The organism is Chitinophaga sp. MM2321, assembly GCF_964033635.1.
Lineage (GTDB): Bacteria > Bacteroidota > Bacteroidia > Chitinophagales > Chitinophagaceae > Chitinophaga.
The window spans coordinates 4,740,842-4,765,237 of the sequence record NZ_OZ035533.1 but is presented as its reverse complement, the minus strand read 5'-3'; the positions used below and the strand labels follow the sequence as shown (position 1 = coordinate 4,765,237).

Here is a 24,396-nt window from a genome sequence, read left to right as displayed (position 1 = left end):
GCTATCTTTGCAGATAATGAGAAAGTTAAGCATGGATGAACTCGGCCGTAAAACCGTAGCTGAGTTCAAGGCCGCCGATAAAACTCCGATAGTGCTGGTACTCGACAATATCCGCAGTATGCACAATGTAGGCTCCGTATTCCGTACAGCGGATGCCTTTTTACTGCAGGGTGTGGTGCTGTGTGGATATACACCGGTACCACCGCACCGGGATATCAATAAAACGGCCCTCGGTGCCACCGAAACGGTGGAATGGCAATATTTCCCTACCACCATGGAGGCCGTAAAGGAGCTGCAGACAGCCGGTTACAAGGTGATGGCTATTGAACAGGCGGTTAACAGTATCATGTTGGATGCTTTTGTACCACCCGCAGATCAACCACTGGCACTGGTTTTTGGTAACGAAGTAACCGGTGTAGACGCAGCCGTGATGAAGATGACGGATGGATGTATCGAAATTCCGCAATCAGGTATGAAACATTCTCTTAATATTTCAGTCAGCACCGGTATTGTGGTTTGGGATATCTTTGCAAAAAAACTGGCCACAAAAAGCCGGTAGACAATGTGTTGTATTTTTTTATGCTGATAGCTAAAAGCTCAATTTTGATATATGTTTGCCACTATCAATAAATATCTTTCGCTGGTAAAGTTCAGTCACACGATCTTTGCCATGCCCTTTGCCCTCATCGGTTTCTTTATGGCTACCACCAAAGGCGGTGGCAGTTTCAGCTGGCAGCTGTTTGGCCTGGTGGTCCTTTGTATGGTGTTTGCACGCAGTGCTGCGATGGCTTTCAACCGCTGGCTGGATGTGGATATCGACAAACTCAACCCCCGCACCGCTAAAAGAGAGATCCCTGCTGGGGTTATCTCTCCTGGAAAGGCGATGTTTTTCATCATCGCCAATGTGGTGCTGTTTATGATCACCACCTGGTTCATCAACCGGATCTGTTTTTTCCTGTCGCCGGTAGCTTTGCTGGTGGTGCTGGGATATAGCTATACCAAGCGTTTTACGGCCTTGTGCCACCTGGTGCTGGGTGTGGGCCTGTCGCTGGCGCCCATAGGCGCTTACCTGGCCGTAACGGGTGCATTTGCCGTATTGCCGGTACTGGTGTCCTGCCTCGTATTATGCTGGGTATCGGGCTTTGATATTATTTATTCTTTGCAGGATGAAGATTTTGATAAGTCGCAGGAGTTGAATTCTATTCCTGCCTGGCTGGGGCTTTCAGGTGCGTTGCGCTTCTCTGAGCTGCTGCATGTGGTAGCCGCTGCCCTGGTGATCTGCATCGGTATGACCGGGCATTTCCACTGGCTGTTCTGGATCGGTGCAGCTGTTTTTATAGCCATGCTGCTATCCCAGCACATGCTCGTAAAACCGGATGATCTGAGCAAGGTGAATATCATGTTTATGACGACAAACGGTATTGCCAGTGTGGTATTTGCCGTTTTTGCCATCAGCGATATGCTTATCTACCCGTAAATCATCTCTATAAAAAAACAAAACACAAAATCACCTACTATTCATATGGCGCGTATAATGGCAATAGATTACGGGAAAAAGAGAACAGGACTGGCAGTAACAGACCCTTTGAAGCTGATAGCCACCGGGCTCACCACCGTGGCTACACATGAACTGATCCCGTTCCTCAAAAAATATTTTGCGGCTGAACAGGTAGAGATGATCCTGATAGGAGAACCCAAACACCTGGATGGCAACGATACCCATGCCACCCCGCTGGTGGTGGAATGTATCCGCATTATCAACAAAAATTTCCCGGATATTCCTGTGAAAAAAGTAGATGAACGCTTTACCTCTAAAATGGCGTTTCAAACCATGATCGATAGCGGGCTTAAAAAGAAAGACCGCCAGAACAAAGCTCTGGTGGATGAAATCAGCGCCACAATTATATTACAGGCGTATCTCCAGGCAATGTGATAAATTGATTTTCTTTTATGAAGATAAAAACAAAACCCGCTACAGGAGCGGGTTTTGTAAAATACGGGCGACCTGTTGCCCTTTATTTCTTCTTCAGGTTATAAGCACCTGCCACGGTGCCATCATCCAGCAGCATTTGCAGCGATAGTGATTTGTGATCTGCCTTCACTTTAATGATCGTTCTCTTTCCACCGCCTCTGCCCACGTAGCCGGGGCCACCACCTATCACAATCGGATAATGATGTGTTGCAGGGTCAGCATCAAAAGTTCCATACTTGTGCGTATGTCCTGATATGGCAATATCAATTTTCCCTTTGTTAAACAGCGGATTGAAAAGGGTACGGCAATGCGTGGTGCCATGCCAGTCGCCGGAATGGAACACCGGAATATGAATGAAAACAACCCGGAAAGCAGCCTGTTTGAATGCTTTGCTGTTGATCTCTTTTTCCAGCCATTTGGCCTGTTCTTCCCGGTAGTCATCAAAAGAAACCAGACCAGAATATTCTACAGAAGTATCCTCTTTGTCTTCACCGGAATCCATGACGATAAACCGTACAGGGCCACGGGTAAACGCATAGTAGCAGCGATCTTCCGGGTAATCGAAATAATCGAACAGCTCACGGGCATAATTCCCTCTTGGCTCATGATTTCCCTGTACCATTAAAAACGGGTGAGTCGTAGAAAATACGTTGCCGCTGGGTTCCAGCAAATCTTTAATAATAGGCTCTTCTCCATCTACCCAGTTGAAACTGTCTCCGTTATAAACAACAAAGTCATAATCCTTGCCTTTATCCGGGGCAAACTTTCCCATCAGTTCCGTAATGTTCTGCGGATGATTATGCATGTCATTGAACACGACAAAACTTACTTCCTCTTCTTTCAGTGCAGGCGTGGAAAACGTGAAGGGACCTTTTTGAATGGTATCGCCATACGTTACTTTGTAAGGCTTGAACTCCCGGATCTCCTGCGAAAAGATACGATACTCGTAGGTGGTGCCGGGTCGTAAGCCGGTAGCCCTTATTTTGTTAATCCGGTTGTAGGCCTGCTTCAGGCCATTCCTGGCGCTGTAAACTTTTTCCGGCGTACCACCGGGTTCACTGATTTCTATCCAGCTGAAACATTTCTCTGCGGTTATCCACATCACGGTAACTGCCTCCGGTGTTATATGCTGTAAATAGGGTGCTGTCAGGAAAGTGTTACTGGTTTCGTTTGCAGCTGCCACCGTTTTATCCATTGCTTTCAATCCGCTTAGCGGCAAACAACTTAATAATCCGGCTTTTGAGATATGGCCTATAAAATCTCTTCTTTTTAACGTCATGATTTTTTCTTTGAGAGATGAGTTATACTATTTTAATATCCGGGATTCTGTTTCATACCGGGATTGGAATTTGTTTCAAATTCCAGGGAGGGAAGCGGCATGGCATAATGCTCATCCCGCCATACAATGGCCCTGCCGGCAGCAACTGTTTTGTAAAACGAGGCTTCCTTCGGGCCCAGTCTTAACCGGCGTACATCTTCCCACCATTTTGCTTCCCCGAAAAATTCTGCCCAACGTTCGTACAACAACGGATTGTTGGCAAGATGATCTGTGAGTGGCGCTTTGGTGCGGTCTGTGAGGCTTTTGTAATCAATAGGAGAGATCGCGCCGGGATCGTATCCATATGCACGTCTTTTCACCTTATTGATGTATTCGAGGGCCAGTACCGGATTGGAATTTTTGATCACTTCTGCATACATAAGATAGATGTCTGCAAGACGGATGAAATAGAAATTGGCGCCGGCTATATTCCTTGTTTCTTCCAGTTTACCTTCCAGGTATTGGTTTTTCCTCAGCGCCCAGCCATAAAATTCATTGGGTTTCAGACCGGTGGCAGCATCGATAGTATACCATTTCCCGAATTCAGCTTGTGCCACTTTATAGTACTTCCCGGCTACTTTCACAGAATCGAAGAAGGGTTGTAGTCCGCACACGTAAAGGCGGGGATCCGGCCCGTCCTGCTGCTTGCCCACCTGCGCACGGCGTTCCTGTTGTTGTGCCACGTAGTCATCTTTCAGTTTCCACTGGCCGCCAACAGATTCTATTGCCTGAAAAGGAGGAATATCATTGTAGCCAAAACGGGTGAGGTTACGGTCATGCATAAACTCGTTGCTGTATCCCATGGCTTTTCGTTCATCATCTTTGGTATCGATATAGAAAGGCGTATAAAGCTGTGATACACCTGAACCGGTATTCTGTTGGGTAGACCCGTTATTGTTCGTGAGCTCAGGGTGCGCCCGGTTGCCGGTTTCATAAAACGATTCGGAATTATATTCATACTTGGTATCGCCGTTAAACATCTGTTTATAGCTGTCAAGACTCACCAGCGATTTTCCGCTGTTGTTGATACACGCTTCCAGGTAGATCTTTGCACTGTCGGGCTTTTCGGCAAACAGGTATGTTTTCGCCAGGGCAGCAATAGCAGACCATTTCGTGGCCCGGTGGTTGTTGGTTTGTCCTTCCAGTAATACCGCTGCTTTGCTGAAATCATCGATCATCGCTTCATACGTTTCGCGGGTGCTTGCCCTGGGAACAGACATGGTAGCAAGATCTTTTGGCACACTGCGGATGATGGGAACGCCCATACCATCAAGGTTTGGCTGACCATATAACACTTCCAGGTGCCAGAGATAGAAGCCTCTCATAAAAAGGGCTTCTCCCTGCCTGTTATCAATGGCCTGCTTTTCTGTGGCAGGCGCTATTGTCCGGTAGCGTTCTATGGCTTCAAGAGTGCTGTTGGCAAAATAAATACCTTTCTGAATATCGCGCCACTGGTGCTGTACTTTGGTATCGCCTAACCTGGCCATACCGGTGCTGATACCTATCCAGGCATCATCGTTGCGCCATTGCATATCGATGGTGTGGTCCAGGCAATAAATGGAGTAGCCGTGCCACCAGTATCCCAGGAATCCCCTTTCATGCTGTACACCGTAAACTGATACCAGCAACAAGTCCAGATGATTCAGCGAGGTAGGGAAATTATTTTCTGATATCGCTCCTTTATCTTCAAGTTCCAGGAATGATTGTTTACATCCGGGTAAGCTGAACATCAAAAGAATGAATAACCAACCTGCCAATATATTTTTTATCATGATTGTAGTTTTAAAAGATCGTGAATTAGAAACTTACATCTACGCCGGCAGAGAATAATTTTGTCTGTGGATAGGATGTCATACTGTAAAGACCATGATTCTTTACATCGTTGGAAAATTCAGGATCTAATCCGGTGAATTTGGTGAAGGTGAAAAGGTTCTGTCCTGTAACGTATACCCGTAACCGGCTGATACCGGCACGGCGTATCAGCTGCTGTGGTAAGGTATATCCAAGCGAGATGTTTTTAATTTTCAGGTAGGAACCATTTTCAACGTAATAGGAAGAGTACCAGGAATAGTTTTTACTGGGATCCTGGATATATTTATTCGGGTTGGCCGGGTCAGTAATACCTACCCTTGGCTGATCAGTAAGCCCGTTATCCAGGAAGAAGGAGGCGTTAAAAATGTCTTTGGTCGACTGGAAATCCTGCTGAAAAGATTGTTGAAAGATTTTTACGCCATTGATAACATCCCGTCCTGTAATGCCGGTAACTAATACAGAGAGGTCGAAACCTTTCCATCCCAGGTCCATGTTAAAGCCGTATTGCAGTTTGGGCCAGGGATTGCCAATAAAAGTGCGGTCATCGTCTGTGATCTTGCCATCTCCGTTCAGGTCTTTATACCGGAGATCTCCGGCGCTGGTATACTGGTGATTGTACCAGGCACGTTGTCCGTCTTTGATCGTACCTGCTTTCAGTGCTTTCTCTGTGGCGAGGTCGTTCAGCGCATCGATTTCTTTCTGATCCTTGATCAAACCTTCTGCTACCAGTCCGTAGATCTGTCCGATGGGTTGACCGTTCATTGTTTTGAAGGGAGAGTTACCACTCATGAACATGAGACTTCCGCTGTAAATATAGGCGGATGGCAGCCCCAGGTCGAGGACCTTGTTCTTGTTCTGGGCAAGGTTGGCAGACAGGCCATACGTAAAATCGCCGTGGCGGTTCCGGTAGGAGGCACTTACTTCCCATCCCTTATTGGATATTTTACCAATGTTGACAGGCATCGTGCTGGTAGTAGCATAATAGCTGGCAATGCCTGATGACAGTGGAGTGGGAAGGTTGTACAACATATCTTTGGTTTGCCGGTCATAGTATTCCAGTGTAACCGACAACTTATCCTGGAACATGCTTACATCCAGCCCGAAGTTGATAGAATGTACTTCCTCCCATTTGATATTTTTATTCACCACTTTGATAGAGTTGAATCCTCCTACAATGCTTTGTTCATCAAAACTGTGCTGCCCTACCTGCTGATAGGATGATTGGTAGGCGAAGTTGCCGATAGCGGCGTCATTGCCAAGGATTCCCCAGCTGATGCGTGGTTTCAGGAGTGTTATTATATTTTGGGAAAGGCTTTTGAAGAAGGGTTCTTCGTTCACTTTCCAACCGGCAGACACGGAAGGGAATACACCCCAGCGATGCGCGGGAGAGAACTTCGTGGAACCGTCGCGGCGAATATTGGCGGTGAGGAGATATTTGTTATCATAGCTGTAGTTCAGTCTCCCGAACTGTGACAGGAATCTGCCATAGCTCAGCGAACCATCTGCTACTTTGTTGGGATTGGTAGATAATGAAAAGGACTCCGCTATCTGAACGGGGAATGCTGTAGCAGTAGCACTCAGTGCTGAACCGAGTGATTTCCTGACTTCATAGCCCGCCATTACTTTCAGGTCGTGCTTTTTAGCAAAAGTTTTGGAGTAGGTAAGCAGCGTGGTCAAGGTATAGCTTTCATTATAGCCGGATGATTTGGAATAGGTTTCGGGAAAGCTGGTTCTTGCCAGTGTATTATTTTCTGTAAAGCTGTCGTAGTAGCTGCCACTGAAACCTCCACCTGCGGTGGCGCGGAAAACGAGGTCGTTTGTGATCTTCCAGTCGGCATATAATACGCCATCCAACAGCAGTGTGCTGCTTTTCCGGTGTATGTATGCGAGGGAAGCGACTTCATTGCCGCCGGAAAATTCTACTTCAGAAGGCACCCTGGCAAAGCTGCCATCTTCATTATATACCGCCATATAGGGCAAGGTGCGCCAGGGAACATCTCGGGTGGCAGGGTTTTCTGATATTTTCGCCATGTATAGCTGGTGTCCGAAAGTAAAACGCTTGTTGGGTTTATAGTCCGCATTTACGCGTAGCGAGTAACGTTCCCAGAAGTTGTCTTTCTGTATCCCGTCTTCCCGCTCGTAGCCGGCGGAAACATAATACCGTGTTTTACTGGAGCCGCCACTTATGGACAACTGGTATGTTTGTTCTGCACCATTCTGAAATAGTTCGTCAAACCAGTTGGTATTGGGCAGATCGGGATTATTCCAGAGGCCATAATCCTGCTTCATCCCTCTTCTGGCGCGTATGTAATCGGGTGTTTCCAGCATGTTGTACGACTTGCTTATCTGGCGAACACCCTTGTTGGCGCTGAAGTTGAAATTTGTTTGCTGATCAAACATGCCTTTTTTGGTAGTAATGAGTACTACGCCACCGGCGGCCTGCGCGCCATAGATGGCTGCTGCGCTGGCATCTTTAATGATCTCTATGGACTCTACGTCTTTCGGATTAAAGCTGGTGCTGTTGCTTCTTGGCACACCGTCAATCACAAAGAGGGGATTTAATCCGTTAATGGAACCGACACCGCGTATAATGATCTGTGCAGCGGAACCGGGTTTACCGTTTTCTTTGCTGACCATCATCCCGGCGGCTCTTCCCTGTAAGGCTTCTGCCACTGATCTTACGGGGAGGTCTTTTATTTCATCTGATTTAATGGAGACAATAGAGCCGGTCAGGTCAGATTTTTTCTGAACGCCATAACCCACTACTATCACTTCGTTTAGCCCTGCCACATCTTCTTCCAGGATGATGGAGAGAGTGGTCTGGTTATGAACGGGTACTTCTTTTTTCAGATAGCCGATACCGGAAAGCACTAGTGTGGCATTGTCCGGCACTTCTATGCTGAAGCTGCCATCAGGGGCGGTAACCACTCCCCGCGAAGTGTTTTTTATCTGCACGGTAATGCCGGGTAGCGGGTTCCCGTGGGCGTTCACTACTTTCCCGATGATCTTTTGGGATTGTAGCTGATTCGTTTCTTTCCGAACAATAACGAGGTTGTCCTGCAGTACGCTGTAATTGATGTCGAGCCGCCGTGACAAGGAGTCCAGGAGCTGCGATATGGTTACATCCTCCAATGCAAGATCGATAGCCGGCAGCTTGTCCAGCTCTTCATTATTATAATAGAAAACATAATCCGATCGCTTTTCAAGATAATGCAGGATCTTTCCGACGCCCGCGTTTCTGACGGAGATCGATACCCTGTTTTGCGAAAGCCCTGAAGCAGAGACTTGCAGGAAAGCCATCAGGAGCAGGCAGGTAAATTTGACCATGAGCAAGAACTTTCGAATGGGAATAGGCAACGCAAATCTCGCTTGCGTAGAATTTTTTTTCATAAATTGCATTTAGTTATAATTATGGAGAATACGACAGTATTTTCCCGGCGGGAAATAGTGACGTATTTCCCGCTTTTTATATATACTGTCTTGTCTGTATGGCTGATAGTGATCAGGGCGGCGCTTCCCGCCTGTTATTTACCTTCATTGTTTATCCTGTTTATTGAATGGTAACATCCCCTCCTTTTATAGAAAAATCAAAAGGTGTGATTGCCTGGAGAATCTCCAGCAAGTGAGGCAGTGGCACATTATCCGCCCGCCCGGTGAAACGTTTGGAAGCCAGGGCCGTGTTGTTGATCGTGATCTTCACACCATACCATCTTTCCAGTCGTAACGCCAATGCAGCAAGGGTTTCATCCTGAAAAACCAGTTTGTCTTCTTTCCATGCGGTTTCGGCTATCGTGTTATCATTTACTTTACTCACGGGTTGGAGTGTAACGGATGCAGCGGGCATCTGCTGCACGGTACCGCTTTCAGGCAATTCCGCTTCCTGGTATTTCGCCACTACTTTCTGTCCCGGTTTCAGGCGGTAGGTGCGGGCGTTTTCCGTGGACTTCACCATTACTTCCACCGCACCCTTCACCAGGGCAGTTTCGGAAAATCCTTCATCCGGATATACGCGGACGTTCAGTTCTGTACCCAGTACTTTTACATCCATTTTGCCGGCATGGATAATAAATGGTCTGCCGGCATTGGGTTTTACATCAAAATAGGCTTCTCCCTCCAGGAATACCTCCCGGATCTTGTCCTGTTGGTGGCCTTTCCCCGGATAGCGCAATACGCTGCCGGCATTGAGCCGGATGGTAGTGCCATCTGCCAGGACAACATTTTTTTTGGTGCCGGGTGCGGTAGCAATTTTTTCCCAGGAAGATGTGCCAACTTCCCGGTAATAATAAGCTGCCAGCATCAGGATGCCGCATAGCATGGCGGCCAGCAACAAACCGGTGTGCTGTCTTGTAAACCAGTTTTTGGATGGCAGTGATGCTTCTCCGGCAAAGGTTTCCCGGAACACCCTGTCCTGGATATCGTCTGCCAGCCGCAGGGCATCCTCCGTGGATAAGAGCGGCGTTGCCTTGTAAGAAAGATTTTCTGTCAGGCCTGCTTTCAGCCAGTATTCCGGATGGTCCAGCAGGTACTTTTCCAGTTCAGGCTTTTCTTCCTGCGTGATCTCGCCGCTCCAGTACCGGGCCATCAGTTCCCAAAATCTGTCGGTCATTTTTATAATAATAAAAGGTCAGTATTGTTATTATTGCGGGAAACCGTGGAATATCCCGTAGTAATACCAATAAGACAACAGCGGAATGCATTCCAATTAAGGCGCAGAAAAAAAAATTGATCTGTGTAGGGAAGAAGGGGACGTTTCAGGACGTGGGAAGGTGCAGCACAGGCTCCAGGGTTGTCCATATCTTTTTCAGGGCAATGGTGATCTGTACGTTTACTGTTGCAACAGATATATCCAGCAGGTTCGCTACTTCGGCGTAGCTAAGACCTTCTTCTTTTACGAGGATGAATACTTCCTGGCAACGGGGTGGCAAGGCCTGTATGGCATCGCGGATGGCGTGGAGGTTTTCTTTGGTGATCAGGAAGTCTTCCGGTGTGGGCGTTTTGTTATTGCTCACCAGCACTTCCCACCTGTAGTGGCCTGCAGCTCTGCGGCTGTTGTGTTTAATATAATTGAGTGCAGTATTCCTTACTGATTTGTACAGGTAATATTTTAATGCACCGGGAGGAGGAAGATGATCCCGTTGCCGCCACAATTTCACAAATACATCTGACACCACTTCTTCCGCTTCCTGCTCGTTACCTACTATGCTGTAGGCAAAGCGGTGGAGGGAAGGACTGAAGTACAGTACCAGCTGCCTAAGCGCCTGCTGATCGCCCGATGCAAGTTGTTGCGTGTATTGTATGAATAACTCTTCTGCCATTTCAGGCTTTAGCATAACGTGGTAAATTACTTATTTTGCAGGGAGTACACCAAAGTAGGAAGTTAATTTTACTTTATCAAATTTCTGCTTTCCCTTATATGACCAAAAGAATAACGGTTAATGCTTCCAGCAGGAATAATAATGACAAAATAACTAAATGTCTTAATTTTGCAGATCAAACTAAGTACAAGCACATGATTTTGCCAATAGTAGCTTACGGGCACCCGGTTTTAAGGAAGATAGCTGAAGATATAACGCCAGAATATCCTGATCTGAAAGGATTAGTGGCGAATATGTGGGAAACGATGTACGCGTCTAATGGCGTAGGCATTGCTGCTCCGCAGGTGAATAAAGCAATTCGTTTATTCGTGGTAGATAGTGAACAGATTATCAGTAACCTGGAAGATGATGAAAAAAATGATTATCCGGGAGATGATGGTACGAAAGAAGTTTTTATCAACGCACACATTGTGGAAACCGGTGGAAAAGACTGGGCATATAACGAAGGTTGTTTGAGTATCCCAAAAGTGAGAGAAGATGTAAGCCGTGCTGAAACCGTTACCCTGCGCTATGTTAACGAGAATTTTGAGCCGCAGGAAAAAACGTTTACCGGTGTTACGGCAAGAGTGATCCTGCATGAATATGATCATATCGATGGTAAACTTTTTATCGATCATCTCAAGCCGTTAAAGCGCAGGATGTTGAAAAGCAAACTGGATGATATTACAAAAGGAAAGATAAGAGTAGATTATAAAATGACGTTCCCTAAATAGGAAATAATTTTGTAATGTAAAGAAAAGCTACTATTTTGGTAGCTGAAAGTATAACATCCGTATCCATTTTGGGAGCTACCTTAACATACACTGAAGTTGAACTTGTTCAGGGCCTGCGGGCCAGGGATGAAAAGGTATTCAGCTATTTGTATGATCATTACTCGCCCGCATTGTATGGCGTTGCACTCAAAATAGTTACGGATGAACCCTCCGCAGGAGATGTATTGCAGGAAGTTTTTATAAAGATCTGGCGGAATATAGACAGATACGAAGCCTCCAAGGGACGCCTGTTTACCTGGATGCTGAATATAGCGCGTAACACAGCTATTGACAGCCTGCGTTCGAAAGCGCATAAACTGGATCAGAAGATCCAGGATGTTACCAGTACCTCGCTTATGTATGAACCCCAATTGGCAGTACACCTTTCTGTAGACCATCTGGGACTAACTAAAGTAATAGAAGGCCTTCCTAAAGATCAGCGTATTATTATTGATTTGGCTTACTTCAAGGGGTGTACCCAGGAAGAGATAGCCAAAGTATTGGATATACCACTGGGCACCGTGAAAACCCGGATGCGCAATGCTATCATACAATTGAGAATCCTATTAAAACAGCTATAAAATAAGTGGATGTCTTACGTTACATATCATCCGGAATTTTAGAGAGCTACGTGTTTGGTCTCCTGCCTGAATCAGAGCATGCAGAAATTGAACTGGCAGTTGCACAATTTCCCGAAATAAAAGCCGCAGTAGAAGCATTGCAGCTGGACAAGGAGAAATTTGTGAAATTATATGCCCTTACACCGCCTCCTGAAATAAAGGACCGCCTGCTGGATATCCTCCGGCAGGAAGATACTTCCGCAGGTAACGACCTCCTGCCGGAAGAGTTACGTACACCACCCGTTGCTGCACAGGAAACCTCCCGGATGAGCATAGCCGGTACCTCCTCCTCAAATGACCGGGTCTGGAAATACCTGGCCGCTGCTATTATTGCGCTGTTCCTGGGTAGCGTTATCCTGAATTTTTTCTTCTTTAATAAATCTACCGATTATAAAAGCCGCTACAAATCACTGGTAGCAACACAGGAAAAGCTCAACGCAGAAAAAGAACAACGGTTGCTGGCCAGCCATCAGGAAACACAGAAAGAGCTGGATATGTTGAAAGACCCTGCTTTCCTGTGGATTAAAATGAAAGGAGCCGGCAAACATGATGGTAACGTGGTGACTATTTGCTGGAACCCCGATACGCAAATGTTATTTCTCATGGCACAACTGATGCCGGTAGCTCCCGCTGGTAAACAGTTTCAGCTGTGGGCCATCCGTAATAGAAAATTAGTGAATGCAGGCGTATTTGAAAGCGGTGCGGATGTATCACAGAAGATACAAAAAATGAAACCATTAGCTGAGGCAGATGCTTTTGCTGTAACACTGGAAAATAAAGGAGGAAATACCGTACCTTCAATGGATCAACTCTTTATGTCCGCAAAAGTGGCAAAGTAACGGAACTGTTTTTTTGCGTACCTTCTTTCTTGTCATGGAGTCACTTGTAATTTTAACCACCAATAAATAAGATCCAATCTGTTTTGGAATATTCTGCTACATATACAGAAGCTGAACTGGTACAAGGGCTGAGAGCCCGTGACCAGAAGGTTTTCGGCTACTTATATGATCATTACTCACCTGTTTTGTATGGTGTGATCGTAAAAGTGTTGAATGACAACAGCTCAGGCGGCGATGTATTACAGGAGGTTTTTCTGAAAATATGGCGACATATCGACCAATACAATGAAGATAAAGGACGGCTTTTTACCTGGATGCTCAATATTGCAAGGAATACCGCAATAGATATCCTTCGTTCGAAATCTCATAAACTGGAACAGAAAATCCAAAATATTACAGACGACGTACATTCAATCAACGGTCCGTTAACCGTTCACCAATCTATCGACCATCTTGGCTTTTCCAAGGTATTGGAGAAGCTGACGAAAGAACAACGTATCCTCATCGATTTGGCGTATTATAAAGGTTGTACCCAGGAAGAAATTTCCAGGGTGCTGGAGATTCCTTTGGGTACTGTGAAAACAAGGATGCGTAATGCGATTACACAATTGAGAAATATTTTAAACAAATAAATTCTTTTATCTATAGTGGACGCACAATACTTCATATCGTCCGGGCTGATTGAGCTCTATGTGGCAGGCATGGCTAACGAACAGGAAGTTCGGGAGCTGGAAGCTGCTATGCGCCAATTCCCGGAAGTAGCTGCGGAAGTGGAATCTTTCCGGCACAGTATGGAGGAATATGTGCGCTTGCAGGGGATGCAGCCGGCAACAGACATCAGAGCAGATCTGTTTAACCAGATTAATAATGAAGAATCTGATGTGCAGGAAGGCACATTGCCCGATGAAAACGGGCATCAACCCGGCATCGTATCCATGAAAGCATCCAGTCTTCCATCCTGGAAGTGGCTGGCCGCCGCCTCCGCTGTGCTGCTGATAGGGAGCCTCATTTTGAATTATATTTTCTTTAACCGGTATAAAGAATTCAGGGATTACAAAGACAAATACCAATCTTTACTCCTTTCCCAAAATTCGATTTTGTCAAAGAGCGATCTTTACAAAACCCGTGTAGAGCAAATGCAGGAGTCCATGAATATCCTCGAGGACCCCAATACCATGAAGGTGAAGATGCCCGGTACCAAACCATTCCCCGAAGCATTAGCCACTGTATACTGGAATCAGGACAGCAAACAGGTATACCTGAAAGTAAATAACCTGCCGCAACCTGCCGCAGACAAACAATACCAGCTGTGGGCAATCGTTGATGGCAAACCTGTTGATATGGGTGTGTTTGAAATGGGTGATACCGCTACACTGTTGCAGAAAATGAAAGTAACCGGTAAAGCACAGATGTTTGCCGTTACCCTGGAAAAGAAAGGCGGTGCCGTTTCTCCAACAATGGAACAGATGTATGTAGCCGGGAAAATACCCGGTTGATAAAAATATTATTATAAGATAATTAACCGAAAACAATGCGCACTTCCTGTATGGGAGTGCGCATTGTTTTTTCCGCATATTGATTAAATTGCAGCATGTCACATTTTTGGAAAAGTATAGCCGGAGCCGTAGTGCTGTGCCTGTTGCAACTGCAACCACTCACCGCACAGGACACAGCCCGCTATAAGGGAATGACCGTGAACCTGGATGAGGTTATCGTAGCTGCAAAACGTATAGGCTTCGACGTTAACAGCTTTATTAAAAGGGTAGAAGATGATACCACTTTCTACCGCGCATTCAAAAACCTGCATATCATTGGCTTTAATGCCGACAATGACATCCGTATTTTAGATAAAAAAGGAGCCGTACAGGCATCTCTCAAAAGCCTTACCCATCAGAATGTAAATGGCAGATGCCGCACCATGCAGGTGAAGGACGAAAAAGTAACCGGCGATTTTTATACCCGTAAAGGCGACTATAACTACTATACCGCGGAACTATATGGCAACCTGTTTTTTACAAAAGGAACTGTTTGCGTGGATGCCAGCGGTGAAACACCGGAGAATGCAGGTGGTAGCCTGGCCCGACATAAAGCACAACTGAAACAACTCATCTTCAATCCGGGGAAACCCATTCGTGGCGTGCCTATCGTGGGATCCAAAGTAGCTATCTTCAGTAATGATGTGATCCGCTTCTACGATTTTTCTATCACTGCAGAAAATTATGTAGATGGTACCCCCTGCTATGTGTTCTCCGCGAAAACAAAACCAGGACTCAATCGTATTGATCGGGCAGATGTGGTAATAGATGAACTGATCACTTATTTCAACAAAGAGAATTTTGAAATTGTAGGACGTACATACGCGCTCTCCTATAAAACGATGTTGTTTGATTTTAATGTGAAGATGAATGTACAGATGACCAAACAGTTTGGATTGCTGATCCCTGCACTGGTGACCTACAACGGTACCTGGGATGTACCTTTCAAAAAACGGGAAACCGCCGTTTTTGTTGCAAAGTTTTATGATTTCACTGCCGCAGAGTAATCAGTAAATGACAGTGATCGTACCGGTTTTATGCACGGCTATACCGGTATCTACTTCTTTATAATCCACAATCCAAACATAGGTGGCCAGATCAACCAGCTTGCCATAAACGCGGCCTGTCCAGCCTATCTGCGGATCTGTTGTGAAAAACACCCTTTCTCCCCAACGGTTATAAATACTCAGCGTATACTGCTGAATAGGACACCTGTATATCGGCCGGAAGTAATCATTCCTGCCATCCCCGTTCGGTGTAAATGCCGTTGGAAAATGAACGGTACACGCACAATCGTGATAACGCACCACCACCGAGTCAACCGTTTTGCCACAGGCATTGTACGCCATCATGGAATAAATACCCGGTTGCGACACGGTAAATACCGGTACGCTGGTGCTGTCCTGCCACTTGAAAAGGCCGCCACCGGCGCCCGTAGGACGAAGCTGATAAATTTCATTTTTGCATAACAGCGTATCCGGTCCCAGGTTTACACGCAGGGTATCATTATATGCTACTTGTATGGTATCAGTCGATTCGCAACGCCCGATCTGTGCATGTACGTAATACTTGCCTGATTTGGTTACGTAATAGGTGGCCTGGTCTGATTGATCCTGCCACAGGTACTGACCATTTCCGAAATTGGCGTCAAGCACCAGGAAGCTGCCTTTACAGATAGTGGTATCGTTGCCAAGATCGATGTTGCGCAGGCGGTTGAAGTTGACGAATATCGTATCCACCACACTACAGTAGTTATTGATCTCCACCAATGCCCATATGTTTGCTTCATAGTTGACCGAAATCGTTGGTCGGGTAGAGCGGTCGCTCCACAGCCAGGCGGTGGCTTCGGGTACTACCGGCGCCAGGGTAATGGTTTCCCCGGGGCAGAGTAAAGTATCCGGTCCCAATGAAAACGGGTAAGGCGCGCCCCTGAAAGTGATGTTGATCTCATCATCAATTTCTGCGCATCCTTCCGGGAATACCCGCACCTGGTAAGTGCCGGTGGTGCGTACATCCTGGGTTGGTTCGGTGTTGCCCGTATTCCATTCATACGTACAGTTCTGTGCGGTGGCGTCCAGTGCAATCTGTTCACCGGTACACAGGATCAGGTCAGGACCCAGGTCAATAGTAGGAATGGGCGTATAAAAAACATTCACCGAATCCGGTATCAGGCACCCGTTGATCTTTACTTTATAGGTAACAGAAGTATCTACCAGGATGGAAGTGGCCGTGGAACTATCCTGCCACAGATAGGTAGCGCCGGGAATAACAGGCGCATTCAGTATCATGGTATTGCCTTCACAAAGAGTGGTGTCCTGCGGACCAAGATCCCAAATAACAGGCGTTACTATCGTGATGGTCTGGATCGTGGTATCAGCAATACCATTGCGCCAGGTGATCAGCGTGTTGGTATAAGTGCCTGTATTTTTATAAACATGAAAAGCACGGAGGGCTATAGAAGAATCTTTTTCAGCGGATACCGGATCTCCAAAGTACCACTTTACAGAATCAATACCGGCAGGCGCAGGGATCACATAAAATACCGTATCATTCAAACAGGTAGAGGAGGTGGTAAATATAGTTGCACGTACATTGCCGGCCTTAGCAGGAGCGGAGATCAGCACACAGGTCACAGTGACCAGCAGCAATAATATAAGTGATAATAAGGGACGTTTTACAGGGCTTCTCATGTGTTGACATGGTAATAAACGCTAAGATAGTTTAAATATGTAATTTTATATTAATAAAAACTGTTGTAAATAACTGATGCAGATAATTATCTGCATCAGTTATTTATTTTTTATTCTTCTTCCAATGGTCTTGCCACGGTATATCTCCGCCATTTTTCCAGGACGCTGGTAAAATCGGGCGGCAGTGTACTTTCGAAGTACATCTGTTCCCTGGTACGGGGATGTATGAATCCAAGTTGCTGTGCATGCAGGGCATGGCGCGGCATAATTTCGAAACAGTTTTCCACAAACTGTTTGTATTTGGTGAAGATGGTTCCTTTTATAATGCGGTTACCACCATAAGTATCGTCATTAAAGAGTGCGTGTCCGGTATGTCGCATATGCACGCGGATCTGGTGAGTACGGCCGGTTTCCAGCCTGCATTCCACCAGGGTTACATAGTTAAAACGTTCCAGCACGCGGTAGTGGGTGATGGCTTCTTTACCATATTCACCATCGGGGTATGCATCCATAATCTTGCGGAATCGTTGGTGGCGACCTACGTGGGCTACTATGGTGCCTTCATCTTCCTCAAAATCTCCCCATACCAGGGCTATATATCTGCGGTGTACGGTATGATCAAAAAACTGTTTGGCCAGATCTGTCATGGCTTTTTCAGACTTGGCAATGACCAGCAAACCCGTCGTGTTTTTGTCGATACGGTGTACCAGTCCGAAACGCGGTATCGTGGGTTCTGTTGCCTGTGTTTTATCTCCCAGGTACCAGGAAAGGCCATTCACCAGCGTACCGGTGTAATTACCACAACCAGGATGAACCACCATACCGGCAGGTTTATCAACGATCATGATATCCTCATCTTCAAACACAATATTCAGCGGCAGTTCTTCCGGTAATACAGCAGTACTCTCCGGGTTTTTGTTGGAAAACACCACAATCCGGTCCAGCGGACGGATCTTGTAATTGGATTTGACGGGCTTGTCGTTAACCAGCACCAGTTCAGCATCCAGGGCGTTTTGCACTTTATTGCGGGTGGCGCCTTCAATACGGTTCGTGAGGAATTTATCAATACGAATGGGTTCCTGACCTTTGTCAACCACCATATTAATTTTCTCGTACAGTTCTTCACTGCCATCCCCGTTTTCCAGCTCATCTTCCAGTTCCAGCAATTCTTCAGCCATCAATGTAAATTTTTGCAAAGGTAAAGTTTAGTTAGGAGTTTCGTGCAAAGGCATCCCCAAGTAAAGGTGGATGATCTTTCCGGGATTTTTTTTAAGTAGATATTCCCCTAACTTTGCCCCTTCGCGCCTTTGCGGAAACATGCCGCAACGTGAAATGACGAATATGGAAAAGCAACAGATAGTCGTAAAAGATCTTGGCATTATGGATTACCAGCAGGCATGGGATTACCAGGAGCAACTGCTGAAAGAAAATGTGCAATTGAAATCGCAGGCTGTAGACCAGTGGCCTAAACCCACTACCAATTACCTGTTGTTTTGTGAGCATCCGCCGGTATACACCATCGGCAAAAGCGGGCATATGGAAAATCTCCTGCTGGATGAAGCACAGCTGGCCTCGCGCGGTATCGGCTTTGTGCCTACCAATCGAGGCGGTGATATTACTTTTCATGGCCCCGGACAGGTTGTCGGTTATCCTATTATCGATCTGGAGAATTTTTTTACAGATATCGGCAAATATTTACGCAGCCTGGAAGAAGTGATCATCCGCACCCTGGCAGATTATGGTGTGAAAGGGGATCGTTCAAAAGGCGAAACCGGCGTATGGCTGGACCCGCATGATAAAGGGGCCGCCCGCAAGATTTGTGCGATGGGCGTACGTTGCAGCCGTTGGGTAACCATGCATGGATTTGCCCTGAATGTAAACACGCCGATGGATTATTTCAGCAACATCATTCCCTGTGGTATCGTTGATAAAAAAGTAGCCTCCCTCAACCAGGAAGTTGGGCACGAGGTACCGGTGGAAGAAGTAAAAGCAAAGCTGAGTAAGTATTTTGCAGAAGTATTCGACTGTTACATTTTGTAGTTCAATGGAATAAATAAGCTCCATTTTTCTTTCAGTTTCCCCTCTTCATACAATTCGAAGTTAAACCAACCCGCGTGCATGAAAATGGCCTTTTCCAGGATCAGCGCAGGGCCTTTCACCTGGTCAATATCAAACAGGAAAGTACCGTTCGATTCAAAAAACTTGATGGAATATTTCTTCTTGGGAGCATCTGCGAGCCGGATGTTCACATTGCCATCTGCGGTGGTGTAAATATAATTGGAAGGATGCCAGGCGATTCTTTCTGCTTCCCCTTTTTCTTTGGAGGCATCCTTTATATCCGCGTACTCCAGTTTCTGGTCTGCACGGATAGTGCTGTCGGACAAGGCCAGCATGGTTTTGCTGTACATAAAACGTCCGTTGTTGAAGAGAATAAACAGGCGGTAATAGTTGGTGCCGGGCAGTGGTTTATTATCCAGGTAAGCATTCCTCGTTTGCATAGGATAGCTGGCATAGCCAATCGTATTGAAGTTCAGCACACTATCCAGTGATCGCTGAATACCAATCTCTTTTACATCTCTGAATCCCGAAAGCCAGTCCAGCTGGATTTTACCGGTTTTGATGGATGCTGAAAATTCCGGTAACACAGGAGGCATAAAATCCTGGGCCTTTCCCGCGAATGCTGTCAATAAAAAGATGCCTATAGTTAAAGAAATACGCACGACCTGCTTCATACTAAAATCCGTAAACGCTTAAAGTTGGCAAAAATACACTACCGTTCAAATATAATGAACAGTTTTTATAGGGACAGAACGCCGGGAGGCAGGGAAAGATTGCCCTGCAGGCCGCCGGTATGTATTAACAATACTTTGCTCTCGTCCGGAAAGTAGCCCTGCTGCGTCAATTCACGGAATGCCATGACTAATTTTCCGGTGTAAATAATATCGGTGGGGATCCCTGTTTCTTTATGAAAGGTATTGATAAAATCTATAAGTTCCGGAGATGTTTTAGCATAACCGCCACCGTGGTAATTATGCAGGATGCGCCAGTCAGGCACCGTAGCGTGTAACAGCGCCGCCACCTCTTTTTCGAGGTACGCCGCACCTTTTAATACGGCAATACCCAGTACCTGCTGCGGGGGCTGTGCACTGTTGATCAGCCCTGCCAGCGTAGTACCGGTACCAACGGCACAAAGGATATGTGTGAAATCAGCTGTGGGGAAGATGGATAATATTTCTTCACAACCTTTTGCACCAAGGGCATTGTGGCCTCCTTCGGGAATAATATAAACAGGATCAGCCAGTTCTTTGAAAAGCGGGCTTTTTTCCTTTTGCCTGTAATCCGAACGGCTTACAAAAAGCAACTGCATTCCGTTATCCGAAGCCTGTTGCAGGGTATGACTTAAAACGGCGGGCCTTTCTCCCCGGATCACACCGGTGCATGCCAGTCCGGCCAGTTTGCAGGCAACGGCTGTTGCCGCAATATGATTGGAATAGGCGCCACCAAAAGTGAGGAGGTGATCTTTTCCCTGCCGCTTCGCTTCCTCTAAATTATATTTTAGCTTAAACCATTTATTACCTGAAACCGCTGTATCTGATTTATCCAACCGAAGCATGGCCGCCTGAATGGTATCAGGCAGCCAGCTGGTGGAAAAAGCATCTAAAGTGATATGATCGTAGGTAATCATCTATATAAAAAATAATATCCTATTCATTCGTCAGAAAACCTCCTTTGCCGCGATACAGCTTCACAGCCTTATCCAGCTTCACTTTCAGCACGGTTACATATTTGTCCTGTACGTTTTCAGGAACATCGATGTATACCAGACCGGGTACGGGGCTCCAGGAAATTTTGCCGACCACTTTATGTGTCAGCTTGGTGCCGTTGCCCACTACCGTGATGTCTTCAATTTTGTTACTCAGTCCTTTCAGAGCTACCTGGCCGCTGGTTTTACCGGGCAGGAACAGGTAGAGGGTACTGGAATCTTTGGAGAGGGTAGTAGGGCCATAGAAGTGGCCTAACGGAATACCGCCGATGGTATTGAAAATAGCTTCCCCATTCTTCTTATTCCAGGCGCCCAGTTCTTTCAGCACGTGTACTTCTTCTTCCGGAATGCTGCCATCCGCTTTGGGGCCAATGTCCAGGAGGAGGTTGCCTCCATTGCTGACTGCATCCACAAAGATGGTGATGATCTCGTAAGGCGTTTTCCAGTTGGTGTCCTGTGGCTGCCAGCCCCAGTTATTGTTGATGGTCATACACAGTTCCCACCAGTGGTAATGCGGGCGGGTAACCGGGAAGTTTTGTTCCGGCGTGTCGTAATCGCCATAACCCTGTAAACGGCCATTGATAATGGTGTTGGGGTTATGCGTGGTCAGCATCTTCCGCATTTTTTCTGCTTCCCATTCTTCAGCAGAATGTTCCCAGTCGCCGTCAAACCACCACAGGTCGGGGTTGAACTTAGTCATCACTTCCGCCATCTGTCCTTCGTAAAACTTCAGGAAGCGTTGCCATCTTGCAGGCTGGGCCTTGATATCATAGCGGTTGCTGTCTTTGAGGAACTGGGGATAATCGTTATGACTCCAGTCAATCAAGGAAAAATAGGCACCACATTTGATACTATCGCGGCGCAACGCAGCGTAGAGGGGTGTGAGCACGTCTCTCTTTGCGGGTGTACTGTTAGCAACGTCGAGTTTACTGTACTTACTGTCCCACAAAGCCACACCGTCGTGGTGTTTGGTGGTCATGACCGCATACCGGGCGCCGGATTCTTTGATCAGATCGGCCCATGCCTGCGGGTTGTAATTACTTGCAGTAAAGCCTTTCAGCTGTTGCATGTAATCAGGGTAAGAGATTTTTTTGTTGTGGAAAGACCACGATTCATCCACGCCGTTTACTGAATAAATGCCCCAATGGATGAAGATGCCGAGTTTGGCATCTGTAAACCACTGCATTTTTTCTTTGATGTCTTCCGGATTGGTTTTCTGTTGCGCTTTTGCGGTTGTAAAAAGCTGCATGGCACAGGCTCCCAGCACTAATAATCTTTTCATCGTTCCGTTTAATTAATCTTTAAAATATGTATTGTCCACAAAAAGAAAGTGTGAAAATACTTTTAATGATTAAATTTAGCGCCGATATTTTTAGGTAAATAATTGAAAATTATAAACTAATATCAAGCAAATGCAACCGACTTTATTGATTTTGGCAGCCGGGATGGCTAGCCGATATGGCAGTTTAAAGCAGATCCAGGAATTTGGGCCAAGCGGTGAAACTATCATTGATTACTCTATTTACGACGCTATCCGCGCGGGTTTTGGGAAAATAGTGTTTATTATCCGCGAGAATTTTGCGGAAGATTTTAAGACCATCTTTGAGCCGAAGCTCAAAGGACGCGTAGCTACTGACTATGTATTCCAGGAAATGGATGCATTTGTTGGTAATCATACCGTGCCGGCAGACAGAACAAAACCATGGGGAACCGCACATGCGATCCTTTGCGCCAAAGACGCTATCAACGAGCCATTTGCAGTGATCAATGCAGATGATTTCTATGGCGCTGATGCGTTTGTAAAAATGGCTGCTTTCCTGAACGGGGAATGCAAGGCAGATACTTACAGCGTAGTTGGATATGAACTGGGCAAAACCGTTAGTGAGCACGGCTCCGTATCCCGCGGCGTATGCGAGGTAAACGGGCAGGGTAACCTGTCAGCTATTGTTGAAAGGACCAAAATATATACAGATAACAACCAGATCGTTTACGAGGAAGCAGACGGTAGCAAGCACCCACTTTCTCCTGCAACACCGGTGTCTATGAACTTCTGGGGTTTCCATCCCAGCGTATTTAACCTGAGCCAGGACCTGTTCAATGAATTCCTGGATAAAAGTATCAGCAATCCTAAATCTGAATTCTTTATTCCGATTGTAGCTGATGAGTTTATCCGTCGTAACATCGGACAGGTACGGGTATTACCTACCAGCGCAAAATGGTTTGGCGTTACATACAAAGAAGATGCACCCGGTGTGCAGTCCAGCTTGTCGGCTTTGGTAAAAAATGGAGCATATCCCGACAATTTATGGAAATAACACCCAACAAACTGATCCTTCAGGCTTTTGGACTGGAGCCTGAAGGATTGCATGTCCGAAAATTCGGATCAGGACACATCAATAACACTTTTCTGCTCGAAAAGAAGCTGGACGGCAGCAAATACGTTTTACAGAAAATCAATGTAAACGTATTCAGGGAACCTTGGATAATCGCCACCAATCAACGTATGGCCGCTGATTATCTCGCAGTACATCATCCGGGGTATCTGTTTATTACGCCCATCCCCACCGTAAACGGGGAAGAGCTCTTTGTAATGGACAACGAATACTGGCGTATGATTCCGTTTATTGCCGATTCCGTTACGGTAGATCAGGCTGATAACCCAAAGCAGGCGTTTGAAGCAGCCAAACAGTTTGGCCGCCTCGCCAATTACCTTTCGGGCGTCGACCTGAAGCCGTTTAAAGCTTCTATTCCAAACTTCCACAATCTTACCCTCCGTTACAGTGCTTTCCAGGAAGCCATCAGGAACGCGAAGGAGGACAGGAAGGAAGCAGCAGGAGAGATGATTGAAGATTTCCTCCGCTATTCCGACATCGCCGTCACTTATGAACAGCTGAAAACAAATCCCGAATTCAGGGACCATCTCATGCATTGCGATACTAAAATCAATAATGTATTGCTAAACAAGGATACCTACGAAGGAATCTGCGTGTGTGACCTGGATACACTGATGCCCGGGAAAATCATCTCCGACCTCGGTGATATGGTGCGTACCTACGTATGCCCCGTGTCTGAAGAAGAAAAGGATGTAAGCCAGATCATAATACGCGAGGAATACTTCGAAGCCCTCATGCAGGGGTATCTCGGGGAAATAGGCGGAACTTTAACAAAAGTGGAAAAAGAACAACTGTTCTTTGCCGGAAAGTTCATGATCTATATGCAAGGTATCCGGTTCCTCTCCGATTATCTCAATGGAGATGTTTATTACCCGGTTAAGTATGCGGATCATAACTATGACCGCGCCCTCAACCAATTGGTGCTGCTACAGCGCCTCATCGAAAAAGAAGCCACATTACAGGCCATCATCGACAAATGCCTGCATGTAAGCCAACAGGTTTAGATAGTGAACAATAAATGAAATCATTTGGTCCCGGTGCAATGCACCGGGATTTTTTACTTTTAATCACCGCCTGCCCGCCCCGATAACCGTTTTAACCCACATTACACCCATTAATTACACGCCCAATATTTAGTAATTGATAACCGGTTTGCACTATTTATTAGAATTGACTCAGTATCTGGTCTGTTTTTTTAAATATTTTCAAAAACAGGTGGTGTGGTTGATTTTTTACGAAATATTCAACAGTTTGTTGGTTTTTATCCTTTTCACAAATACATTTGTATTGTTCATAAAAATAATCACCTCCATGTGGGTAAATAAAG

Annotated in this window: 22 protein-coding genes; 12 read left to right on the top strand and 10 right to left on the bottom strand. The window is 46.1% G+C overall.

What is annotated here, in order from left to right:
* Positions 1 to 16: 16 nt before the first annotated feature.
* From ABQ275_RS18390 to ruvX, 3 genes are read left to right on the top strand one after another with little or no spacing between them, the layout of a single operon-like run.
* A complete protein-coding gene (locus ABQ275_RS18390) occupies positions 17 to 559 on the top strand; it encodes an RNA methyltransferase (RefSeq protein WP_349314620.1) in 543 nt (180 codons plus the stop codon).
* Between the two features lie 51 nt (positions 560 to 610).
* On the top strand, positions 611 to 1,477 hold the full coding sequence (locus tag ABQ275_RS18385; protein WP_349314619.1) for a UbiA-like polyprenyltransferase: 867 nt from the start codon (positions 611 to 613) through the stop codon (positions 1,475 to 1,477).
* A 45-nt stretch (positions 1,478 to 1,522) separates the two neighbouring features.
* Entirely contained in the window at positions 1,523 to 1,933 is a 411-nt protein-coding gene (gene ruvX / locus ABQ275_RS18380; protein ID WP_349314618.1) for a Holliday junction resolvase RuvX, read from the top strand.
* Positions 1,934 to 2,015: 82 nt separating this feature from the next.
* Here ruvX and ABQ275_RS18375 read toward each other — a convergent pair whose 3' ends face one another.
* From ABQ275_RS18375 to ABQ275_RS18355, 5 genes are all read right to left on the bottom strand, one after another.
* Positions 2,016 to 3,251 carry a metallophosphoesterase family protein gene (locus tag ABQ275_RS18375; RefSeq protein ID WP_349314617.1) on the bottom strand — a complete coding sequence of 412 codons (1,236 nt, stop codon included), beginning with the start codon at positions 3,249 to 3,251 and terminating at the stop codon, positions 2,016 to 2,018.
* Between the two features lie 32 nt (positions 3,252 to 3,283).
* On the bottom strand, positions 3,284 to 5,062 hold the full coding sequence (locus ABQ275_RS18370; RefSeq protein WP_349314616.1) for a RagB/SusD family nutrient uptake outer membrane protein: 1,779 nt from the start codon (positions 5,060 to 5,062) through the stop codon (positions 3,284 to 3,286).
* A gap of 25 nt (positions 5,063 to 5,087) precedes the next feature.
* Positions 5,088 to 8,492, bottom strand: coding sequence for a TonB-dependent receptor (locus ABQ275_RS18365; protein WP_349314615.1), 3,405 nt, complete (start codon positions 8,490 to 8,492; stop codon positions 5,088 to 5,090).
* A 160-nt stretch (positions 8,493 to 8,652) separates the two neighbouring features.
* Positions 8,653 to 9,708 carry a FecR domain-containing protein gene (locus tag ABQ275_RS18360; RefSeq protein ID WP_349314614.1) on the bottom strand — a complete coding sequence of 352 codons (1,056 nt, stop codon included), beginning with the start codon at positions 9,706 to 9,708 and terminating at the stop codon, positions 8,653 to 8,655.
* A gap of 145 nt (positions 9,709 to 9,853) precedes the next feature.
* Entirely contained in the window at positions 9,854 to 10,432 is a 579-nt protein-coding gene (locus ABQ275_RS18355) for an RNA polymerase sigma-70 factor (protein ID WP_349314613.1), read from the bottom strand.
* A 179-nt stretch (positions 10,433 to 10,611) separates the two neighbouring features.
* On the opposite strand from ABQ275_RS18355, the gene def reads away from it, so the two are divergent.
* The 6 genes from def to ABQ275_RS18325 all read left to right on the top strand — a co-directional run bounded on the left by def (position 10,612) and on the right by ABQ275_RS18325 (position 15,230).
* Complete coding sequence (def, locus tag ABQ275_RS18350; RefSeq protein ID WP_349314612.1) at positions 10,612 to 11,190, top strand: peptide deformylase; 579 nt, start codon at positions 10,612 to 10,614, stop codon at positions 11,188 to 11,190.
* A 35-nt stretch (positions 11,191 to 11,225) separates the two neighbouring features.
* Entirely contained in the window at positions 11,226 to 11,810 is a 585-nt protein-coding gene (locus ABQ275_RS18345; protein WP_349314611.1) for a sigma-70 family RNA polymerase sigma factor, read from the top strand.
* A gap of 50 nt (positions 11,811 to 11,860) precedes the next feature.
* A complete protein-coding gene (locus ABQ275_RS18340) occupies positions 11,861 to 12,688 on the top strand; it encodes an anti-sigma factor (protein ID WP_349314610.1) in 828 nt (275 codons plus the stop codon).
* An 83-nt stretch (positions 12,689 to 12,771) separates the two neighbouring features.
* Complete coding sequence (locus tag ABQ275_RS18335) at positions 12,772 to 13,320, top strand: sigma-70 family RNA polymerase sigma factor (RefSeq protein WP_349314609.1); 549 nt, start codon at positions 12,772 to 12,774, stop codon at positions 13,318 to 13,320.
* A gap of 15 nt (positions 13,321 to 13,335) precedes the next feature.
* Positions 13,336 to 14,184 carry an anti-sigma factor gene (locus ABQ275_RS18330; protein ID WP_349314608.1) on the top strand — a complete coding sequence of 283 codons (849 nt, stop codon included), beginning with the start codon at positions 13,336 to 13,338 and terminating at the stop codon, positions 14,182 to 14,184.
* A 95-nt stretch (positions 14,185 to 14,279) separates the two neighbouring features.
* Positions 14,280 to 15,230, top strand: coding sequence for a hypothetical protein (locus tag ABQ275_RS18325; RefSeq protein WP_349314607.1), 951 nt, complete (start codon positions 14,280 to 14,282; stop codon positions 15,228 to 15,230).
* Here the strand turns inward: ABQ275_RS18325 and ABQ275_RS18320 are convergent, their stop codons facing one another.
* Both ABQ275_RS18320 and ABQ275_RS18315 read right to left on the bottom strand, forming a co-directional pair.
* A complete protein-coding gene (locus tag ABQ275_RS18320; RefSeq protein WP_349314606.1) occupies positions 15,231 to 16,913 on the bottom strand; it encodes a gliding motility-associated C-terminal domain-containing protein in 1,683 nt (560 codons plus the stop codon). It lies immediately after the preceding gene.
* A gap of 110 nt (positions 16,914 to 17,023) precedes the next feature.
* The gene (locus ABQ275_RS18315; RefSeq protein ID WP_349314605.1) at positions 17,024 to 18,091 is read right to left on the bottom strand and encodes an RluA family pseudouridine synthase; all 1,068 of its coding nucleotides are present in this window, start codon (positions 18,089 to 18,091) and stop codon (positions 17,024 to 17,026) included.
* A gap of 163 nt (positions 18,092 to 18,254) precedes the next feature.
* Here ABQ275_RS18315 and lipB point away from each other — a divergent pair, with 163 nt between their 5' ends.
* Positions 18,255 to 18,953 carry a lipoyl(octanoyl) transferase LipB gene (gene lipB / locus ABQ275_RS18310; protein ID WP_349314604.1) on the top strand — a complete coding sequence of 233 codons (699 nt, stop codon included), beginning with the start codon at positions 18,255 to 18,257 and terminating at the stop codon, positions 18,951 to 18,953.
* Here lipB and ABQ275_RS18305 read toward each other — a convergent pair.
* The 3 genes from ABQ275_RS18305 to ABQ275_RS18295 form a co-directional block, all read right to left on the bottom strand.
* Positions 18,941 to 19,645: a hypothetical protein gene (locus tag ABQ275_RS18305; RefSeq protein WP_349314603.1), complete on the bottom strand. Its 705-nt coding sequence runs from the start codon at positions 19,643 to 19,645 to the stop codon at positions 18,941 to 18,943. The genes lipB and ABQ275_RS18305 overlap by 13 nt on opposite strands.
* Before the next feature lie 65 nt (positions 19,646 to 19,710).
* On the bottom strand, positions 19,711 to 20,598 hold the full coding sequence (locus tag ABQ275_RS18300) for a pyridoxal-phosphate dependent enzyme (RefSeq protein WP_349314602.1): 888 nt from the start codon (positions 20,596 to 20,598) through the stop codon (positions 19,711 to 19,713).
* A gap of 19 nt (positions 20,599 to 20,617) precedes the next feature.
* Positions 20,618 to 21,958 (bottom strand): alpha-L-fucosidase, encoded by a 1,341-nt coding sequence (locus ABQ275_RS18295; protein WP_349314601.1) that lies wholly within the window; start codon positions 21,956 to 21,958, stop codon positions 20,618 to 20,620.
* A 130-nt stretch (positions 21,959 to 22,088) separates the two neighbouring features.
* Between ABQ275_RS18295 and ABQ275_RS18290 the strand changes: the two genes are divergently transcribed.
* Together ABQ275_RS18290 and ABQ275_RS18285 are read left to right on the top strand one after the other, a co-directional pair.
* Positions 22,089 to 22,991 carry a sugar phosphate nucleotidyltransferase gene (locus ABQ275_RS18290; RefSeq protein WP_349314600.1) on the top strand — a complete coding sequence of 301 codons (903 nt, stop codon included), beginning with the start codon at positions 22,089 to 22,091 and terminating at the stop codon, positions 22,989 to 22,991.
* Positions 22,982 to 24,073: an aminoglycoside phosphotransferase family protein gene (locus ABQ275_RS18285; RefSeq protein WP_349314599.1), complete on the top strand. Its 1,092-nt coding sequence runs from the start codon at positions 22,982 to 22,984 to the stop codon at positions 24,071 to 24,073. The genes ABQ275_RS18290 and ABQ275_RS18285 overlap by 10 nt, the downstream gene beginning before the upstream one ends.
* Positions 24,074 to 24,396: the final 323 nt, after the last annotated feature.

Coding starts and splice junctions, on each gene's coding strand:
- ruvX (WP_349314618.1), top strand. CDS start 1,523: ATGGCGCGTATAATGGCAATAGATTACGGGAAAAAGAGAACAGGACTG.
- ABQ275_RS18295 (WP_349314601.1), bottom strand. CDS start 21,958: ATGAAAAGATTATTAGTGCTGGGAGCCTGTGCCATGCAGCTTTTTACA.
- ABQ275_RS18385 (WP_349314619.1), top strand. CDS start 611: ATGTTTGCCACTATCAATAAATATCTTTCGCTGGTAAAGTTCAGTCAC.
- ABQ275_RS18375 (WP_349314617.1), bottom strand. CDS start 3,251: ATGACGTTAAAAAGAAGAGATTTTATAGGCCATATCTCAAAAGCCGGA.
- ABQ275_RS18365 (WP_349314615.1), bottom strand. CDS start 8,492: ATGAAAAAAAATTCTACGCAAGCGAGATTTGCGTTGCCTATTCCCATT.
- ABQ275_RS18355 (WP_349314613.1), bottom strand. CDS start 10,432: ATGCTAAAGCCTGAAATGGCAGAAGAGTTATTCATACAATACACGCAA.
- ABQ275_RS18360 (WP_349314614.1), bottom strand. CDS start 9,708: ATGACCGACAGATTTTGGGAACTGATGGCCCGGTACTGGAGCGGCGAG.
- def (WP_349314612.1), top strand. CDS start 10,612: ATGATTTTGCCAATAGTAGCTTACGGGCACCCGGTTTTAAGGAAGATA.
- lipB (WP_349314604.1), top strand. CDS start 18,255: ATGGAAAAGCAACAGATAGTCGTAAAAGATCTTGGCATTATGGATTAC.
- ABQ275_RS18305 (WP_349314603.1), bottom strand. CDS start 19,645: ATGAAGCAGGTCGTGCGTATTTCTTTAACTATAGGCATCTTTTTATTG.
- ABQ275_RS18320 (WP_349314606.1), bottom strand. CDS start 16,913: ATGAGAAGCCCTGTAAAACGTCCCTTATTATCACTTATATTATTGCTG.
- ABQ275_RS18315 (WP_349314605.1), bottom strand. CDS start 18,091: ATGGCTGAAGAATTGCTGGAACTGGAAGATGAGCTGGAAAACGGGGAT.
- ABQ275_RS18370 (WP_349314616.1), bottom strand. CDS start 5,062: ATGATAAAAAATATATTGGCAGGTTGGTTATTCATTCTTTTGATGTTC.
- ABQ275_RS18290 (WP_349314600.1), top strand. CDS start 22,089: ATGCAACCGACTTTATTGATTTTGGCAGCCGGGATGGCTAGCCGATAT.
- ABQ275_RS18300 (WP_349314602.1), bottom strand. CDS start 20,598: ATGATTACCTACGATCATATCACTTTAGATGCTTTTTCCACCAGCTGG.
- ABQ275_RS18390 (WP_349314620.1), top strand. CDS start 17: ATGAGAAAGTTAAGCATGGATGAACTCGGCCGTAAAACCGTAGCTGAG.
- ABQ275_RS18325 (WP_349314607.1), top strand. CDS start 14,280: ATGTCACATTTTTGGAAAAGTATAGCCGGAGCCGTAGTGCTGTGCCTG.
- ABQ275_RS18285 (WP_349314599.1), top strand. CDS start 22,982: ATGGAAATAACACCCAACAAACTGATCCTTCAGGCTTTTGGACTGGAG.